The sequence below is a fragment of the Halioglobus sp. D3-4 genome (assembly GCF_055809315.1).
Genome location: NZ_CM147907.1, coordinates 4714729 through 4732826, shown reverse-complemented (window position 1 = coordinate 4732826; position 18098 = coordinate 4714729). Strand labels below are relative to the sequence as shown.

General features: G+C 55.2%; 15 protein-coding genes. 6 read left to right on the top strand and 9 right to left on the bottom strand.

What is annotated here, in order from left to right; all coding sequences use genetic code 11:
- Positions 1-28 precede the first annotated feature (28 nt).
- Complete coding sequence (locus tag AC0L6S_RS20940; protein WP_473426047.1) at positions 29-1972, bottom strand: hypothetical protein; 1944 nt, start codon at positions 1970-1972, stop codon at positions 29-31.
- A gap of 273 nt (positions 1973-2245) precedes the next feature.
- On the opposite strand from AC0L6S_RS20940, the gene AC0L6S_RS20935 reads away from it, so the two are divergent.
- The 4 genes from AC0L6S_RS20935 to AC0L6S_RS20920 all read left to right on the top strand — a co-directional run bounded on the left by AC0L6S_RS20935 (position 2246) and on the right by AC0L6S_RS20920 (position 5182).
- Complete coding sequence (locus AC0L6S_RS20935) at positions 2246-2947, top strand: nitroreductase family protein (protein ID WP_473426046.1); 702 nt, start codon at positions 2246-2248, stop codon at positions 2945-2947.
- Between the two features lie 2 nt (positions 2948-2949).
- The gene (locus tag AC0L6S_RS20930) at positions 2950-3390 is read left to right on the top strand and encodes a DMT family transporter (protein ID WP_473426045.1); all 441 of its coding nucleotides are present in this window, start codon (positions 2950-2952) and stop codon (positions 3388-3390) included.
- Between the two features lie 3 nt (positions 3391-3393).
- Positions 3394-4164, top strand: a complete 771-nt coding sequence (locus AC0L6S_RS20925; RefSeq protein WP_473426044.1) for a GNAT family N-acetyltransferase — start codon at positions 3394-3396, stop codon at positions 4162-4164.
- A gap of 103 nt (positions 4165-4267) precedes the next feature.
- The gene (locus AC0L6S_RS20920; RefSeq protein WP_473426043.1) at positions 4268-5182 is read left to right on the top strand and encodes a LysR family transcriptional regulator; all 915 of its coding nucleotides are present in this window, start codon (positions 4268-4270) and stop codon (positions 5180-5182) included.
- 35 nt (positions 5183-5217) lie between these two features.
- Here the strand turns inward: AC0L6S_RS20920 and AC0L6S_RS20915 are convergent, their stop codons facing one another.
- Positions 5218-5649, bottom strand: a complete 432-nt coding sequence (locus tag AC0L6S_RS20915) for a VOC family protein (RefSeq protein WP_473426042.1) — start codon at positions 5647-5649, stop codon at positions 5218-5220.
- Positions 5650-5972: 323 nt separating this feature from the next.
- Here AC0L6S_RS20915 and AC0L6S_RS20910 point away from each other — a divergent pair, with 323 nt between their 5' ends.
- Positions 5973-7079 carry an NADH:flavin oxidoreductase gene (locus tag AC0L6S_RS20910; protein WP_473428665.1) on the top strand — a complete coding sequence of 369 codons (1107 nt, stop codon included), beginning with the start codon at positions 5973-5975 and terminating at the stop codon, positions 7077-7079.
- A 38-nt stretch (positions 7080-7117) separates the two neighbouring features.
- On the opposite strand, the gene AC0L6S_RS20905 is transcribed toward AC0L6S_RS20910, so the two are convergent.
- From AC0L6S_RS20905 to AC0L6S_RS20885, 5 genes are all read right to left on the bottom strand, one after another.
- Positions 7118-7969, bottom strand: a complete 852-nt coding sequence (locus AC0L6S_RS20905; protein WP_473426041.1) for a universal stress protein — start codon at positions 7967-7969, stop codon at positions 7118-7120.
- A 10-nt stretch (positions 7970-7979) separates the two neighbouring features.
- On the bottom strand, positions 7980-9467 hold the full coding sequence (locus AC0L6S_RS20900; RefSeq protein ID WP_473426040.1) for a SulP family inorganic anion transporter: 1488 nt from the start codon (positions 9465-9467) through the stop codon (positions 7980-7982).
- 365 nt (positions 9468-9832) lie between these two features.
- On the bottom strand, positions 9833-11536 hold the full coding sequence (locus AC0L6S_RS20895; RefSeq protein WP_473426039.1) for an alkaline phosphatase family protein: 1704 nt from the start codon (positions 11534-11536) through the stop codon (positions 9833-9835).
- A gap of 77 nt (positions 11537-11613) precedes the next feature.
- Complete coding sequence (locus tag AC0L6S_RS20890) at positions 11614-13182, bottom strand: arylsulfatase (RefSeq protein ID WP_473426038.1); 1569 nt, start codon at positions 13180-13182, stop codon at positions 11614-11616.
- A 245-nt stretch (positions 13183-13427) separates the two neighbouring features.
- Complete coding sequence (locus AC0L6S_RS20885; protein ID WP_473426037.1) at positions 13428-14039, bottom strand: cysteine hydrolase family protein; 612 nt, start codon at positions 14037-14039, stop codon at positions 13428-13430.
- A 244-nt stretch (positions 14040-14283) separates the two neighbouring features.
- On the opposite strand from AC0L6S_RS20885, the gene AC0L6S_RS20880 reads away from it, so the two are divergent.
- The gene (locus AC0L6S_RS20880; protein ID WP_473426036.1) at positions 14284-14979 is read left to right on the top strand and encodes a transglutaminase-like domain-containing protein; all 696 of its coding nucleotides are present in this window, start codon (positions 14284-14286) and stop codon (positions 14977-14979) included.
- A gap of 73 nt (positions 14980-15052) precedes the next feature.
- Here AC0L6S_RS20880 and AC0L6S_RS20875 read toward each other — a convergent pair whose 3' ends face one another.
- Complete coding sequence (locus tag AC0L6S_RS20875) at positions 15053-16390, bottom strand: tetratricopeptide repeat protein (RefSeq protein WP_473426035.1); 1338 nt, start codon at positions 16388-16390, stop codon at positions 15053-15055.
- 139 nt (positions 16391-16529) lie between these two features.
- Complete coding sequence (locus tag AC0L6S_RS20870; protein WP_473426034.1) at positions 16530-18014, bottom strand: mechanosensitive ion channel family protein; 1485 nt, start codon at positions 18012-18014, stop codon at positions 16530-16532.
- Positions 18015-18098: the final 84 nt, after the last annotated feature.

The following is an 18098-nucleotide window of genomic DNA, read 5'->3' as shown; positions in this document are numbered from 1 at the left end:
CTGCTGACCCTCTGTAACTGCAAAGGCGCTACTCCTGAAACAAGCGCTGCGCCGCCGCCCAGATATCATCCACCATATCCCAACCTGCGGCATTGGTTTCCTCGTAATGGTTCTGCGGCTCGCCCAGTTCGCGGCCCAGACCCTGACCATAGCGGCAAATGGCCGCCACCGCTTCGGCATCACCACCCAGAGCGGCCAGTTCAGACGGGTCGTCGGTAATCGTCTTGCAGATACGACCACCGATCCACTGCGGGTCCTCGATCACACCGCGCGCAGCCAGATCGCTACAAGTGGCGTCACCGGGCAACACCAGGTCCAGACAACTCATACGGTATTCATCAACCGGCGTATAATAACCGACCTGATCACCGCCCAGCCCAACGGTCAGGGTGACAGACTCATCCACCAGCGACATCAGGTAACCCGGCAGTTTATAATCAGCTCCCACCGCATGCAGATGAGGCTCGGTGTAATATTTTTCCGGCGGCGCTGTATTGAAGTCGTCCGGCAGGCCGTATACCAGTTCCGGCGGCAACTCGCCCGGCATCCACAGAATTCCAACATCGCCAAGGTCGAGATGAGCAAGCTGAGTGCGCAACACGTCGCCACGGGCGATCTGGCTGCCCAGTGCGGGCGTGATGAACGGGTCATCCTCCACTTCCTGCCCTGCAGAAATGCAGTTGTCATCGTTGAACGGCACGGTGTGACAATTGAACAGTTCTGTCGGTTGCCAGCCAATTTCACCTTCGGCAATCAGCAGCCGGAAACCGATATTGGTAAGCCGAGTATAAAACGGCTCAACGTGCACAGTAAGCTGCGACACATCAACCAGCATAGGCGCCTGCAAAAGATTTGTTACCGCATTGGCCAGCTCGGTTCCGATCGACTCGGTTTTGGCAAAGCTGCGGCACAGATAAGGGTCACTGCGGTCGCAACTCGACAGCGGTTGCGCGCCGGCCGGCACGGTCACACCGTCACCCACGGGGTGCTCAGCATCCACCCGCCAGGTAGGCGCAGAGCCGGGCCCAATCTGGTTACCCACGGGGCCATTCAGGTACAACACATGACCGCCGCGACTACTGACGAGTCGATCACGCAATACACCCGGATAATCGGCAGTCAGGTAACGCCCTTCCGCCGTACAGTTTCCGCCCGTCCAGCCCTTCACCTGACAGGCTTCTTGCAAACCTGCGGCCTCCGCCGGCGGCTCCCAGCCCAAAGTTGACTCGGGATGGCTTGTCCACTGCACCAGTGTCGCTATCGCACTGTCGTCTTCGATCGCGTTGACAGCCAGTACATTCAAACGCGTATTTTCGATAACGGGGTCGCGTTGGTCACTGGCACCATAAGCGTGATTCCCCGTCGCCGAGACGAGTTCTGCTGGTTGCAACGCGGCCACCGCATCCTCGGCGGCAAAGGCCATCTCATCCGCCATCATAGAGAACCAGTCAGGGTTGATGCTGAAGGCACTATCCGGGCCATGGTGGTTATGCGTAGCCGAGACCAGCACCGGTGATTCCTGCCAGTCATCGGGCAATCGTGAGCGGATGCGCTCGACCATCTCCTTGATATCGGAGGAAAAGAAGGAATAGGCATCGGCCATCACCAACAACACCCGTTGTTCCTCCAACTGCATTGCAAGCACCGTCGTATGCAGATCGTCGTGTACCCAGGCTGAGTCAGATCGACCGTTGCCAACGTCGACCTGCCCCTGGTCCCACTGTGCAATAAAGATGCCGGGGTCATCAGGATCAATGGCGCCCGGGGTGGACCAGCCCGGCGCATCATTGAGGTAGTCGCGCCCGCCATTGACGGTGGGCAGGATACTGCGGCTGGCAGCACCAGCCATGAGCTGTGTGGTGTTCGGGGGATCTGTAATCGTCGCACTGCTATTGTTGTTACTGCTGTTACTGCAAGCCACCAGTAACGAAAGGCTTACCAGTAGTAAAGTGTTACCAAGGCGAGAACTCATCGCTTCATCCCTCTGTTATCCATCATCGATCCGTCGTCATGGCTGTCACAGTCGCTAACTGTGCTCGTGCCACCGTGTTTATATTTGTATATGGCCACGCTGGGCATTCTGCACGTTTAGCGTGCACCGCTCAAGCCTGTTGCTACAGCTGGCTTCGTCGATTCGTCCAGATTTGTCCAGATTCGTAAACAATGATGTTTTATAGGACGGGCTTATCCGGACGGCCCTATACGCTAGATTTAGCACCGAATTCCACAATCGAGGAGAAGGGCAATGAACCACAACGCAACTGTGATATCCGATCCTGACATCGACCACGACACGATAGCACCGCACAGGATTACCGCAGGCACGCTCGACGCAGCGATGCGCTGGCGCTACGCCGTACGGCGCTTCACAGATGACATCATCCCGCAAGTAGAACTCGACACTCTGTTCGATGCCGTGCGGCATAGCCCATCAGCTTACGGACTCCAACCTTACCAACTTATTGTCATATCCTCCCGGCAAGTGCGCGAGCAACTGCTCGCCCACTCCTACGGGCAGGACAAGGTCGTCAACTGCTCTCATCTGGTGGTGTTTGCGGCCTACAAGGACATTGATGACGCGCTGGTCGACCGCTACATCACACTGGCGGCAGAAGGCAGAGGTGCGCCACAGGAGGACCTGGGGGAGTACGCCGTGCAGGTCAAAAATGCGCTGGCTGCACAGACCCGGGAACAGCGGGCCAGTTCCGCCGTGAACCAGTCGTTTCTCGCACTGGGTACGTTGTTGACCAGTGCGGCACTTCTGGGAATCGACTGCTGTCCGATGAGTGGCTTTGAAGCCAGCGGATACGATGACATTTTAAGCCTGCCACAAAGGGGCCTGACAGCCGCAGTGATCTGCGCACTGGGACGACGTCATCCGCAGGACGGTGCTTCCTCATACCCCAGGGTACGCGTGCCCCGCGGCGACTGGCTGCTGGAGTATTGATCATGTTGTGGCTTATCTGTCTAGCCGCCGTTGCCGGCATCCTGATCGCCGTTCAAGCAGGCATGAATGCACAGCTGGGCGTACTGTTGCACAGCCCGCTGCTAGCCAGCCTGGTGGCGTTCAGCGTCAGTGCTACAGTCACCATGCTGCTGGTACTGTTCACTGATCACACCACAGAACCGGCGGACCAGGATCAGGCGATACCCCGCTGGCTTTGGTTCGGGGGCTTATTGAGCGCCGGCGGTGTCGGCCTGTTCTACTACCTCATTCCCCGCATGGGTGCGGGACCAATGATGTCGATTGCGCTGACCAGCCAACTCACCGTCGCTATGATGGTCAGTCATTTCGGGTGGTTCGGCCTGCCGCAAAGCCCGTTGGATATGTCGCGGGCCATGGGACTTGTTGCACTCTTATCTGGTATTTATCTTGTGAATGGAGCTTAGGTTATGACAGCCATAACGTCACCCACTGACGACAACTACGCTGCCAACGTCAACAATCTCACTGGGCTGTGGCAAAGTTTTGGCAGTATGGCAGTACCGTTGACTGGTAGTACAACGCTGCACCTATCGACATCGTGGCCGCAGCGCGCGTGGTTCAATCCACATGCACAGCCACAACAATTGTCGCTTTGGAATCAGGCCATTGAAGCGTCACCACCCGATTCTACTTTTGTGATCTGGGATCTGGCGCAACCCGCAGAGCAGCGCTGGGACCCCCTCCTACACTCACTGGGTCTGACACCCCGGGCGACTTTGACAGGTATGACCATATCCGCATCCGATATTGCGCCCAGCACTGAAGAAAGACTGACTGTGGAGACAGTGACTGACTCAAGGCAGGCTCTCCTGTGGGCGCGATTGTGTGGCAGGAGCTTCGGCTACCACATAGACGAACGGGTCATCGCAGGTGTGCTCGACAATCCGGACACCCGGCTTGTATCCGGCGTCCTGCAGGGCCAGCCGGTAGCCACCACACTGCTGTATCGCACAGATGACGTTGTCGGGGTGCATCAGGTCGGCGTCGACCCCGAGCACCGCGGCCGCGGTATCGCACGCGCCATGATGCAATCTGCTTTATGTATTGCCAAAGAGCAGTGGAGGCCATCGCGGTTTGTGTTGCAGGCTTCGGCACAAGGTGTCGGGCTCTACCAGCAACTGGGCTTCAGACAGCAGTTCACGATAGGGCTGTTTGGCCTGAGCGAGGTTCAACAATAACAAGAGTGCTCAAGGGCCGGACATTAGCACTGAAACACGGCTCGTTGATAATCGCTGCGCCTTGCACAATACTGCGAGTAAAGTCTCAGTATCCGGAGTAGCAATGGCCTCTTTAACAGATATCGCGGTTTTCGTGCGGGTTGTGGAACTGGGCAGCTTTACGCGGGCGGCAGAGCACCTGAGCATTTCCCGTTCAGTCATCAGCAAGTACGTTTCACGCCTGGAAGACAGGCTCGGGGCACGCCTGCTAAACCGCACCACACGCAGACTGAGCCTGACCGAAGCCGGCAGAATATTGTATGAGCGCAGTCGCCGCAGCCTGCTGGACATTGAGGACGCCGAGGCGGAGGTGTCACAATTGCAGCAGACTCCGCGCGGCATTCTGCGTATTAATTCGCCGATGTCATTCGGCATTCTCCATATCGCGCCGTTACTTTCCGAGTTCCGGGCGGAATACCCCGACATCTCAATCGACATGAATCTGGATGATAGGAAAATCGACATCGTCGATGAGGGCTACGATGTGTCAATCCGAATATCTGAAATGCCCGACTCTTCGTTGGTCGCAAAGCGTCTGGCATCGTGTCATCACGTCATTGTGGCTTCACCGTCATACCTGGACAAGTACGGCACGCCCCGAACTCCCGAGGATTTACTTGATCACCATGTACTGTCTTTCAGTTACCAATCATCAGTGAATGACTGGCATTTCCTTTCGCCCGAAAAAGAACAGGTGTCCGTAGCGGTGAACAGCTCGGTACAGATCAACAATAGCCTGGCGATACGCGAGGCACTGCTGGGCGGTCTGGGTATTGCGCGCATACCGACTTTTGTGGTCGGTAGCGATCTGCAGCAGGGAAAATTACAGAACGTGCTCTCGGACTACAAAATGCTGCAAGTATCCATTTACCTTGTCTATCCACAGCGTCGCCACCTGTCGCCTAAGGTACGGGCTTTTGTGGACTTTATCGCGAGCAGGATCTCAGACACCCCGCATTGGGATCAGCCTGTCAGTTGACCTGCCCCGAAACCGGGCGGCAACGCGACACACCTTCATGGCATGCCCTTGAGTTCGATCATATTTCCTTCCGGGTCTCGCAAATAGATCGATGGTCCCATTCCCCTCGCACCATAGCGGGTTGTGACCGGATCATGGTCGACCCCCAAGCTCTGCAGGTGCTGCTCAATTGTATCGGTATCCCATGGATCAAGCTGCAGACAGATATGATCGACATTGGGCGCCCGATGATCGGGCTCGCGTCCGCCCTGCAGTCCCAGTGGACCACCGGTATCGACAATATCGATAAGCGAACGGCCAGCGCGCAGTTGGGCCAGACCGATTTCACCAGGGCCGCGCTCCAGCCTGCAGCCGAGCACATCGCGGTAGAATCTAATCATGTGCTCGAACTCTCTCGCCCGGAGGACAACATGATCTATATGAGAAATGTTGATGGGGTTAGCGCTTTCCACACTTTTCTGTTCCATGATTCCAAACTCACTGATCTGGTGGATGATTGAAGGGGAGACTATAAGCGCAACAGGCCTCTGGATAACTATCGGTCACGAGAAAAAACTGTCTACAGATTATGACAGATACCTCGAAGCGTCAGCGATGATCAGCACCGAATACGTCCTGAGGAACTCGCCCGGGGGACGCCTTGAACAGACATCTTCTGCATGACTTTCTTCGGCCATGACGGCTGAAAAGCAAGAGTCCGGGTATGATCGGGAAGCAGATCTTTCACGGGGTGTCCACGACCGGTCAATTTGGCTACCATGCACACCTGATCACGACACAGGAAGAACCAATGAGCAATGACCTGGGCATACTTTTCAGCCCCTATACTCTGAACAAGCTCACACTCAAAAACCGTATCGTCATGGCACCCATGACACGCGAGTTCTCACCCAACGGAATACCTGGCGATGACGTTGCCAGTTACTATCGGCGCCGCGCGGAGGGTGGCACCGGGCTGATCATTACCGAGGGAACCACGATCAATGATCCGGTGGCCTCCATGGGAGAGAACATCCCCGCATTTCATGGCGAACAGGCGCTGGCAGGCTGGAAGAATGTCGTCGAGCAGGTGCACGCTGTCGGTGGCAAAATATTTCCACAGCTATGGCATACGGGAATTGCACGCAATCCGGCCAAGATGAGCAATTCTGAGGTTCCAAGCGCCAGCCCTTCGGGACTGCAGGCGCCCGGTAAGAAAGTCTCCGAGCCGCTGACCGTCGCAGAGATTGAAAACCTTGTTGCAAGCTTCGCCAGTGCCGCCGCCGATGCCCAGCGACTCGGCTTTGATGGCATAGAGATTCACGGCGCCCACGGCTACCTGATCGACCAGTTTTTCTGGGAAGGCCTGAACCAGCGCACCGATGCGTTTGGCGGCAGCATGGAGAATCGCGGCCGGTTTGCGGTTGAGATCATCAAGGCTGCCAGGACAGCAACCGGGCCTGACTTTCCAATTGTCCTGCGATATTCGCAATGGAAGCAGCAGGACTTTGAGGCGAAACTGGCAGAAACACCTGAGCAGCTGCAGCAGTTCCTGACGCCGCTGGTGGATGCCGGCGTCGACGCTTTCCACTGCTCCACCCGGCGTTACTGGGAACCGGAATTTGATGGCAGCGACCTGAACCTCGCAGGATGGACGAAGAAGCTCACGGGCAAAACCTCGATCACTGTCGGCTCGGTAGGGCTGAACGCGGACTTCATCGGAGCTATTGCGATGCGGGAATCCAGCGAAACCCGTGCGATTGATGACCTGCTCGAGCGACTGGATAAAGGAGAGTTCGATCTGGTTGCTGTGGGTCGCGCCCTGCTACAGGACCCTCAGTGGCCGAACAAGGTGAGAGACGGACGCGTAGATGCCATTCACAGCTTCAATGGCGAGGCACTGGCGACATTGTCATAGCCTGAGGGCTGGCTAACGGCAGTACAGCCAAAGAACACTCATCGTAAAATGATCATCGGCAGGTGGGTGTTCTCTATCATTTTGAGCGTATTGCTGCCCAGGAATGCCTGCGCCAGTTTGGAATGGGAAAACGCACCCATCACGAGCATTTCTACGTCATTTTGAGTTTTATATTCTGTTAATGCACTGAATATATTCCCTTCCAGAAAGGTAGCGTGCACATCGAAGCCGCTTTCCATCAGCAGCTTTTCGGTGTGCCTGAACTTCTCCATCAACCCGCTTTGATTGTTCTTCACAGTAACCAGATGGCAGGTCATATTGTGCAACAGCCCACCATCAATGATCCGTTTTACGGCCCGGTCGGCGGTCGCCCGTCCGTCATATGCCAACATAAAACTCCCGGGCTCTGAAAAATCCCTGTTGGCAATCAAAACCGGCGTATGAACCTGGCGAATAATTTGTTCTATGTGCGAACCCAGAGCTTTGAAATTCTGTCCATGGCTTTCACCGGAGCGACCGATCACCACCAGACGGGCATCTGACTCCAGGTCACATATTGCCTCGACGATATCGCTGTGCCTTTGTGTCTTCTCTATCTGCCCACAGCCTTTCTCCAGCGCCAGCTTTTGCGCTTGATCCAGCATCTCCTTACCCAACTCCAGCGCCAGTTTGCTTCTTTTCTCATCAAGCGATGCCATTTCATGCAACAGTGATGACCGCGCACCCAGGCCGATGGCACCACTAAGATCTTCTATTTCAGCTGTATTCTTCTTTTCAATCGCGTGCAGGAACAGGAGCGTTTTGCTAAGTTTACCGGCCGCCCAGATACCCGCATTGCAAACGGCATCGGAGTAAGCGGAACCATCCACACATGTAATAATTTTATTCATTGTTATCTCCTTAGTGCCCGGCCATCAGTTTCTCAACTTCGCTGGCGTCGTTGTGGACTCCGAATTTATCGACTATCGTTTCTGTGGCCTCGCTCATGCCGATGATCTCTACATCAGCGCCCTCGCGCCTGAACCTGATAACAACCTTGTCAAGAGAGGACACAGCAGTGATATCCCAAAAATGGGCGTGCGTCAGGTCAATGACCACTTTATCGACCGCTTCCTTGAAGTCAAATGACTCGATAAATTGCTCAGACGATGCGAAGAAAACCTGCCCTGCCACCTGATAGACACGCACACCCTCATCCTGCTGCTCGGTCCTGACCACCATAAACCGGCCAATTTTGTTGGCAAAGAACAGCGTTGCCAGAAGCACACCAACAAGGACACCGAGCGCCAGGTTGTGCGTTGCAACTACCACGATCACTGTCGCGATCATAACAATATTGCTTGATAGCGGATTCTTCCCCAGGTCCCGCACGGAACTCCACGAGAACGTCCCTATTGATACCATCACCATCACTGCGACCAGCGCAGCCATCGGAATCTGCTTAAGCCATTCATCCAGAAACACAATCATGATGATCAGAAACACACCCGCCAGAAAGGTGGACAAGCGTCCGCGACCACCGGATTTTACATTGATAATCGACTGACCGATCATCGCGCAACCCGCCATACCACCCATCAGGCCAGCACCGATGTTCGCGATCCCCTGGCCCTTGCACTCCTGGTTTCGGTCACTTTTCGTATCCGTCAGGTCATCGACAATGGTCGCCGTCATCATGGATTCAAGCAAACCGACAACGGCCATGGCGATAGAATAGGGCAGGATAATCATCAAAGTTTCGAGGTTGAGCGGGACTTCAGGCCAGAGGAATACCGGCAGGGTATCCGGCAACTGACCCATGTCGCCGACAGTGCGAATGTCCAGTCCCAGAGCGAGTGCCACGGCTGTCAGCGCCACGATACACACTAGCGGCGAGGGAACTGTTTTACCGATTACCGGTACATAGGGAAACAAATAGATGATGCCCAACCCCGCCGCTGTCATCGCATAGACATGCCAAGAGGCATTGGTTAGCTCAGGTAACTGCGCCATAAAGATGAGGATGGCCAGTGCATTCACAAAACCGGTGACCACGGACCGGGAAACAAAGCGCATCAGCCCCCCCAGTTTCAGGTATCCGGCAACAATCTGAAAGACACCCGTTAACAGCGTTGCGGCGAGCAGGTATTGCAGGCCGTGGTCTTTCACCAACGTGACCATAAGCAGAGCCATAGCACCCGTTGCCGCCGAAATCATACCGGGGCGGCCGCCGACTATCGCAATGACGACAGCAATACAGAACGAGGCGTACAAACCCACTTTAGGGTCAACACCGGCAATGATAGAGAAGGCGATGGCCTCGGGGATGAGAGCCAGCGCCACAACCAGACCTGCGAGGACATCTCCGCGTATATTGGAGAGCCACTCGAGTTTCATTTTTTGAAGCATAGGAAACCTTGTAATGTATTTTCAAACAACATTGCATAAAGCGAGGAAAGGAAGATGGGGCAGCCCAGTCCTTCCGCTATAGCTACGGATCGTGCATTGGTGTATCAATAATTGTTGGTGCCAACCGGGATACCGGCACAGAGAAGTCACCCGAAGAGGGATGACTTTTGGGAGGAAGTGCTTATGGCGGCGTAGTAAACAAAGCGCTTTACCTTATATCACAACAAATTAACCGCTTATTGTACTACATTTATTGTGCGAGAAGCTTGTTAAACCCTTTTCTAGTAATCACTAAAAATTTACAGTCGCTGACGATTGGCGTTCAGCTATATCCATTTACCACAAGCTACCGGTGGTAGAAGTCATTACTTCCTGCTCACAACCTCTTCCAATATCTGCCCCGCAGCTCCCGAGGGCGGCTTGATACCTATATAGGCCGCGAGCGTTACTGCAACATCAACGGTTTCAACCTGCCTTTCAATCGTCTCTGGCTGCAGATGGGCACCTGCAAAAACCAGCGGCACATGGGTGTCATAGTTCCACGGCGAGCCGTGGGTGGACGCCACGGTAAGGCCGTCAAAATCATTGATGAACCAATTCGGCTCGAAGACCACGAAGATATCCCCGGAGCGTTTGGTATGGAAGTTATTGATCACCGCTCGATAAATATCGGTAGCAGGAAGATTGCCGTGGAGCAGAGCGGAGCTCGATACTGCGAGAGAAACACCGTGGAACCTGGAAAGCTCCTCCACCACGTCCTCTTCAAGCGCTTGCTGGTCTATCTGTTTATTGTTCCTGACCTCTGCACTGAAGTACAGATAGGGGTGTTCATACGTTTCAATAAGAGGGCCGTCAATATTGAACTTCGCCTTGATACGCGAGATCGCGGCGGCCTTGTCCCAACTGTCCGGATCGACATAGCCTGCAGGAATACCCAGGCTGTTAAGATAGCCCGGCGTATCCGGGCCGCCGTGGTCTGCCGACAGTACGATTAGTGTGTGATCGAGCCCCACATGCATATCCACAAAGGCAAAAAGCTCCTCGAGGGTACGATCGAGGCGCAAGATATTATCTTCCGATTCCAGACTGGATGGCCCAAAAACATGGCCTACATAGTCAGTGGAGGAAAAGCTGATGCTCAGGTAATCGGTGACTGAATCTTTACCGAGCTGCTCCTCCACCAGCGCCGACTTGGCGAAATCAAGAACCAATTCGTCTCCCGCCGGGCTCAGGGTGAGTAAGGTTGTGTAGTACCGGCTATCTTCCGGCCCATACTCATGAGGAAATACCCGACCAAACCCGCCGACATCGGCCTCCCACTCACGGTCATCGGAGTCGCCAAAAAGATAGGTGTCTTGCTCGTGCATCAGCTGCCACTGCTTTCCCGCATAGCGCTTCACGAGTTGTTTATCATTCCACTGCGTCACCCACGCAGGATACTGATCGCGGTAATAATTGCTGGTGACGAACTCGCCGCCGGCCTTGGAAAACCAGTAAGCCGTACCCGAGTGACCCGCCATTGAAATCGCCCCCCTATCCTTGACCGAAATGCCTACAGCCTTGGCTTCGCCCCCGGTATTACTGCGCAACTCATCGGCAAACGTAGTCACCAGTATCGCCGCCGGCGAGCGTCCGTCGCTGCGCGCCGCGCGCTGGGTTGGGTCAATCTCGGTCCCTGCATCGACAGCTGCACCATCGGTCAGCAGACGATAGCGTGAGTCTTCGACATTGTAAGTGGTAAAACCCGTCTCACGGTCGAACCATAGATTACCCACCATGCCGTGAACGGCAGGGTGGGCGCCGGTTGCCAGTGTGGCGTGGCCGACGATCGTCTCGGTGTTGGCATGGCCGTGATGAGCGTTCGGGTACACGACGCCGTACTCCCAAAGGTAGCGGAAACCTGCTTCACCAAGGCGATTGTAATATCGAGTAGGGAGATCACCGCGCAGCTGGTCGACGGTTATCTGCAAAATCAGTTTCGGTTTATCGGCTGAGTCGGCGTGGGCTGCAAGACCGCTGACTAACAGCAGAAAAGTGACTGTCGCCAATCTGCCAAATTTACTCATCATTGGCTTTCCTTTGCTGAGGCCGCGGGTATAACGGGCGCCAGTGGCGCCCGTTGATCCAACAGCCTGTTGTTCCAGCATTAGTTGCTGACCGAATTGCTCTGCAAGGTTTCGAGTACTTTATTGAGATTAAAGCTACCCGCTTCCTGACGCGGAGGAAACTCCTGGTAAGTGGCCAGATGCTCTGCAACATAATTTACTGCAGGCAAAATCATATAGGCGCGATCAAAACGCCACATATCGTAGGGAGCGGCCTCTACATCTGCCCGCTCAAAGGGGTCGCCGCGCAGGTCGAACAGTTTTGGCAGACGCAGCACCACCATCGGGTCCTGCCATACATCAAAGCCGTGCGCGCGCTGCTCCATGAACACCATCTTCCAGCGCCCGTAACGCAGGTTTGCAAGCTGGCCATCATCCGTCCAGTAGAAAAACTCCTGCCGCGGTCCTGTTTCTACCTCACCGCGAAAGTAGGGCAATAGATTGTAGCCATCCAGATGCACTTTGTAGTTTCGCCCGATAGCGCTATGACCTTGAAGCAGCTTTTCCTTGATATCTGGCTCCCCTGCCGCTGCCAGCAAAGTCGGCAGCATGTCCTCATGGGAAAACACGTCATTGTAGACCGTTCCCGGCTTGATCACACCGGGCCACTTGATCAAAGTAGGAACGCGATAGCCACCTTCCCAGTTAGTGTTCTTTTCGTTGCGAAACGGCGACATACCGCCGTCGGGCCAGGTAAACATCTCAGCACCATTATCGGTAGAGTACATGATGATGGTGTTGCCCTCGATACCGAGCGCATCCACCTTCGCCAGCAGTTCACCGACATGCTTGTCATGCTCCGCCATACCATCTGCATAGATACCAAGCCCTGTAACACCTTCAGATTCAGGCTTAAGATGCGTATTGACATGCATGCGTGTGGAATTCCACCAGAGAAAGAAGGGCTTGCCTGCCTTAACGGCCCGCTCCATAAAATTGATAGCGCCAGCGGTCACTTCCTCATCGACTGTTTCCATGCGCTTTTTAGACAGCGGACCGGTGTCCTCAATCTTGCCGTCTGCACTCGACATAATGACGCCTCGCGGACCGAACTTCTTGGCAAATTCCTCGCCCTTGGGATAGTCAGGACTCTCTGGCTCTTCCTCGGCATTAAGGTGATACAAGTTGCCAAAGAACTCATCAAAGCCGTGGTTGGTAGGCAGGTGCTCGTCCAAATCACCCAAGTGATTCTTGCCATACTGCGCAGTCATGTAGCCATGGTTTTTCAACAGGCCTGCCAGCGTTGGATCTTTTTCAGAGATACCTTCTTTTGCGCCCGGTAGACCAACTTTCAACAGACCGGTACGGAACGGACTCTGCCCGGTGATAAACGCTGCCCGGCCTGCAGTACAGCTTTGCTGCCCATACCAATCGGTGAAAAGCCCACCCTCAGAAGCAATAGTGTCTATATTGGGCGTTCGGTACCCCATCATCCCACGATTGTAAGCACTGGTGTTGAACCAGCCTACATCGTCGCCCCAGAGAATTAGAATATTGGGTTTCTCCTGTGCCTGTGCAATATTCATGGAAAAGAGGCTGGAGAACAACAATACGATGCCCAGCCATAAGTGTGTTCTGAGACTTGATAGACGCGTGGTATGGTGAACCATATGTTCAGCTCCTGCTTAGTGGGGGTTAATTTATTCAGGCATTGCTACTTTTACGCACCCGATTGCCATCTGGATCAATGGCACCCACATCTACAGATATCTATCAAACTGCTACTTATTTCCGGGGCACGCCAACTCACCGTGTGTTGCCAGCGTATGCGATCTCAAATCGGCGGTCCCGTGCCCGATCGGCGCCGTGCGCTGCGAGTGAGTCTCCCGCAACTGACTAACCAACGCATCACAGCTCAGGTCCAGTAACCGACAACCTGCTCACTGGACATCCGCTTTGCCACCAGCGAAAGTGTATTGGCGACAACAGCCTGCGCATACTCCGCCGGAAACCCTGCGACAGCATCTTCCACAACCAGCACCCGATAACCCAGGTTAACAGCTTCAATGCACAAACCCGTCACGCCCAGATTGAGCGAGACCCCCATGACAACAAGCGTTTCAACGTGCATTGCTCGTAGCTGACTATCCAGGTCCGTTGCGGTAAACGGCGCAACGCCATGATAGCGCCTGCTCTCAATATCTCTCGCATCGCACCATTCGGGGATCACATCGACGGCAGGTGTACCCTCAAGCATGTGCGCCGGATCTTTCAACAGCGAAGCCAGCAGTGGGGTATTGTCGAAACTACCACGACGATCTGCTCGAAAGGCTGCCGTGCAATGTACTACAGGTATGCCGCTGGCTCTGGCGGCTTGCAATACAGCGCAGCCATGGCTAACCACGGATTGCTCTGCCACGGCTTCCACAAGTTCCACAATGGTGCTCGCATCTGACACCACGCCCTTCTGCATTTCCATGCAGAGCACGGCACAAACCTCGGGACGTAACGCCTGCTGCCAGTCCATTGCGCGTTATCGTCCAAGTGGCTCGAAGGCGGGTGCAGTGGTCACCCAACATGGGTGGCTATGTATAGTGTCCATGAACTATCTCCCTTGCAAATTTTGTCCGTAGCACATCATACCTGTCCGATAGTAAAGCATGTCTGCGCCTGCGCGAGAAACGGGCCAGAGCGGTAGTAGGCTGGAAAATGCAGTATCATGGGGCGACCACGATACAAATCCAACCCGATTCAGCAAGCGAGTCGCCACTATGACCAAATTCCCACCGCCCGAGGCGTGCGTGTCTCCCAGCCGTTTTATCGACAGCGAACACCCCACGATCAAGGAGCTGGCCGCAGCGCAGACCGACCCCGGCGCCGACGATATCAGCAATGCCGTCAGCCTCTATTACTGGGTGCGGGATCAAGTACGCTACAACCCCTATGGTGTCGGCACCACTCCAGCTGCCTACCTCGCCAGCGCTACGCTTGCAGCCGGCGAGAGCTGGTGCGTTCCCAAGTCGTTACTACTGGCAGCGCTGTGCCGCGCACGGGGCATTCCCGCTCGAGTTGGGTATGCAGATGTGCGCAACCACCTGTCGACCGAGCGCCTGCGTGAATCCATGCAAACAGATATCTTTTACTACCACGGTTACACCTCATTATTCCTGGACGGTCGCTGGATCAAGGCGACACCGGCATTCAATATTGAATTGTGCGAAAAGTTTTCCCTGCGGCCACTGGAGTTCAATGGCCGTGAGGACAGCCTCTATCACGAGTTCGATATCGCCGGGAATCGGCATATGGAGTACTTAAATGATCGCGGTGAATATCTGGACCTGCCGTTCGAGGACCTGATGACGACCATGCGTGCACACTACCCCCGCTTGATCGCCGCAACCGGTCGCGACGGTGCAGGCAGCAGCAGTGACTGGGACGCCGATGTAGCCCGCGAGACACAGAGGTGATCCACCTCCCAATGAGGTGACAACTCTGTCGCTGGTAGTTGCGAGCAATGTATCGCTGCAAAATGCCGGTATGTTACGTCCAGAGCTGCTGCCGATAGGCCTCTGCCCGCGCAAACTGGCCGGATTTCTCGAACGCCAACAACAGAAACTCATGCAGTACTTCTCGTTGTTCGTTAGAACCGCCCATCGCAGCACCACCGCCCGTTGCCAAGGCCCGCGCTATCAGATCGGCAGCCCCGGCCCAATCGCCGCGGCCCGCTGCTAGCACGCCTCGCGCATAACCCAGCCACTGCACGGTGAGATTATCGCGCCGTGCCACCTCCTGCTGCGCCTCCACATAGTCGCGCATCGTCGTATTGACTGCTATCTCGGCCTCGTCGAAACGTCCAAGACGCGCCAGGGCATGCACGACAAGCACGTCGTGCAGCGGATCCAGTGACCGCACAGGCAACACCACATACTCGACTACGCTCGCCCAACGTGACGCGAGCGGATTCTGTTGGCCGTACTTCTTGCGGCGCAGCTCATACTTGAGCAGCAGGCCGAGGGCGCCGAGTTGGTCCTGCACGTCTAAACGATCGGTACAGGCGAAGGCGCGGCCGTCGTTAACAGGCAATGGCTCTTCCAGCGGCCACACATGCTCGTCAAAAATATGCTCCACCGCGTTCCAGTGGCCGAGTGCCAGATGGGCAATCGCAAGATGGAAGTAGTTGTGGGTGTACATGAAGGACATACAATCGTCCCAACTACTGGCATGTGCCTGAAGGAAGGCTGTCCCCTCCTCGTGCCGGCCGCTAAAGTAAAGCGTGTGCGCGAGGCAGTGCTGGGCCCAGACGTCCCTGGCATCCAGTTCCAGCGCGCGGCGCGCCGCCACCTCGGCGAGATCGCCTTCACCATTCTGCTCCAATGCAAAACTGAGTAGCCCATAGAACAGCGGCGTCTGCTGACACGCTGCCTCGGATATTCTGGCCGCGTGCAGCATCGCCTCAAAATCGCCCAGCACGAACGCCACCAGCTGTGTTCGCTTGAGCATAAACAAATCCGCAGGGTACTGCGTGAGCGCACTAAGCAGGGTCTCCAGCGCGGCGTGGGGCGCGCCTTCAAGCAGCCACTGGCACATCGCGCAACTTAGCGCGCGTTCCCTGGCAGTGGGAGGACAAAGCCCGGCCTGCTCTACCCGCAGTGCATGCTGCAACTGCTGCTGGGCCTCAGCGAGGTTCCCCTTGGCCAGGTAATAGTCCGCCGCAAGCACGCGCACCAGCACGTTCTCAGGTTCGATCTCAAGCGCCTCACGCGCGCTTTGCCAGTGCCCCAGGTACCGAAGGACAGCATCCTCGTAACGGATGACCGCAGCTCTGGCGAGAGGATGCTCCACGCTCATGCGGGCATCGCCGATGTCGACTAAAGACACAGTTTGCCGCCGACCGGTTTGTTAAAGTACATGGAAGACCCCCAGCACGGTATTCTCGCGCTGGATATTATGCGCACAAACCCCCGAGGAAACGCAAATCTCTTAGGTTTCCAGCGACAGCGACACCAGAAGTGCAGCACTACGCGTCTTCGCTCTCACGATTTTGGCGTGGCGCTGGCAAAGGTGGTGCATTCCCGTCTTTGTCCACGCCGAAATAGAGCGTCTGATGGGGAAATGGGATCTCGATATTTCGCTCGTCAAACACCTGTTTGATCCGCCGATTGAACTCCCGTCCGACCCGCCATTTCTCACGTGCGATGGTCTTGGTGCGAGCCTTGATTACCACCGCACTATCGGCAAACTGATCGACACCTAAAACCTCCAGTGGCTCGAGAATGTATTGCCCAAATTCATCGCTGGCACGCATATCTTCGTCAATCTCTTTCAGGCACAGCACAACATCGTCCGTGTTCTCCCTATAGGCCACTCCTACGTCCAGCATGTAGTAGCTGAAATCCTTGGTGAGATTGTCGACGATGTCGATCGCGCTAAACGGTATGGTATGCACCGTCCCTTCCAGTGAGCGAAGTTCAATCTTCCGCATTGAAATGTGCTGCACGTATCCCGTTCGACCAGCGACACACACCACATCACCGATCTGCAGCAGATCCTCAATGAGTATGGTAAAGCCCGTGAGAAAGTCTTTTACCAGCGTTTGAGCGCCAAAACCGATTGCAATACCCACAACGCCTGCACCGGCGAGAAGTGGCAGGACATCGATGCCTAACTCAGAGAAAATAACCAGTGTCGACAACAGTATTATTACGACAGAAATGACGTTGCGAAGAATGGGCAGCAAGGTCTGCGCCCTGCGGCTATTGAGGTTATTCTCGCGACTGGCGATAGATTCGATGAATGCGTTAGTGAGTTCCCAGATGGTGAGAAACAACAGCACCACCAGTAGCGTTGCCACCAGTGTCTGCACGGCAGCTGTCATTACCGAGATCACACTGGAGCCGCTATTGGGCTCAAAAATGATGACAACACTGGCGTACACCCAGGCAGATACAGCAACGACAAGGACTGCATACCGCTGCCAGGTAAAGATCGACCCAAAGCGTGTAGGTTGTAGCCGTAAACGTCTGCGGAGATGTTTCAGGTGGGAGTCGAATGTTTTGGCCAGCCACATATTGAGTAGCCCAACCAAACCGACCACAAACCCCAGCACTGCAACCGCCGCTATTTTGCCGATACTGCTGGCACTCAAATCCTGGCGCGAAAGCACCGACAGGTAGTTCTTCAGGAACAGGCCGACTTTCTGGTCGAGTTGCAGCGCGTCACTCAACTCCAGCGAGTCCCGGGCGTCCGTGTCCTGCTGTACCTTTTCCAGGGTTTTAATTTTCTGCAAGAAGGCCTGCCTCGCATCGGGGTCCTCCAGCAACCGGATCAGATTATCCAATTCCTGCTGGCTGAGGTCTTCCTCTGCAGTGGCTTGCTCAATACCCAGCGGCTGCGCCGTAACCTCACTCATTTGCACAATCATCAGGCCAGCCAGTGCAATGGCGAAGTAAAGCGATATAGAAATACCGCATCGCAACACGGATTTCTTTCCCTTCTGAAACATCGACCCTCCTTCATCACATGCGGTGCAATAGCGTTGCTGACTTCGCTCACTTACTGTGTGATGCAATCTGTATGCCAGTCAGAG

Excerpts from the sequence above, each read along its gene's own strand:
- AC0L6S_RS20940 (WP_473426047.1), bottom strand. The coding sequence starts at position 1,972 with ATGAGTTCTCGCCTTGGTAACACTTTACTACTGGTAAGCCTTTCGTTA.
- AC0L6S_RS20935 (WP_473426046.1), top strand. The coding sequence starts at position 2,246 with ATGAACCACAACGCAACTGTGATATCCGATCCTGACATCGACCACGAC.
- AC0L6S_RS20930 (WP_473426045.1), top strand. The coding sequence starts at position 2,950 with ATGTTGTGGCTTATCTGTCTAGCCGCCGTTGCCGGCATCCTGATCGCC.
- AC0L6S_RS20925 (WP_473426044.1), top strand. The coding sequence starts at position 3,394 with ATGACAGCCATAACGTCACCCACTGACGACAACTACGCTGCCAACGTC.
- AC0L6S_RS20920 (WP_473426043.1), top strand. The coding sequence starts at position 4,268 with ATGGCCTCTTTAACAGATATCGCGGTTTTCGTGCGGGTTGTGGAACTG.
- AC0L6S_RS20915 (WP_473426042.1), bottom strand. The coding sequence starts at position 5,649 with ATGGAACAGAAAAGTGTGGAAAGCGCTAACCCCATCAACATTTCTCAT.
- AC0L6S_RS20910 (WP_473428665.1), top strand. The coding sequence starts at position 5,973 with ATGAGCAATGACCTGGGCATACTTTTCAGCCCCTATACTCTGAACAAG.
- AC0L6S_RS20905 (WP_473426041.1), bottom strand. The coding sequence starts at position 7,969 with ATGAATAAAATTATTACATGTGTGGATGGTTCCGCTTACTCCGATGCC.
- AC0L6S_RS20900 (WP_473426040.1), bottom strand. The coding sequence starts at position 9,467 with ATGCTTCAAAAAATGAAACTCGAGTGGCTCTCCAATATACGCGGAGAT.
- AC0L6S_RS20895 (WP_473426039.1), bottom strand. The coding sequence starts at position 11,536 with ATGATGAGTAAATTTGGCAGATTGGCGACAGTCACTTTTCTGCTGTTA.
- AC0L6S_RS20890 (WP_473426038.1), bottom strand. The coding sequence starts at position 13,182 with ATGGTTCACCATACCACGCGTCTATCAAGTCTCAGAACACACTTATGG.
- AC0L6S_RS20885 (WP_473426037.1), bottom strand. The coding sequence starts at position 14,039 with ATGGACTGGCAGCAGGCGTTACGTCCCGAGGTTTGTGCCGTGCTCTGC.
- AC0L6S_RS20880 (WP_473426036.1), top strand. The coding sequence starts at position 14,284 with ATGACCAAATTCCCACCGCCCGAGGCGTGCGTGTCTCCCAGCCGTTTT.
- AC0L6S_RS20870 (WP_473426034.1), bottom strand. The coding sequence starts at position 18,014 with ATGTTTCAGAAGGGAAAGAAATCCGTGTTGCGATGCGGTATTTCTATA.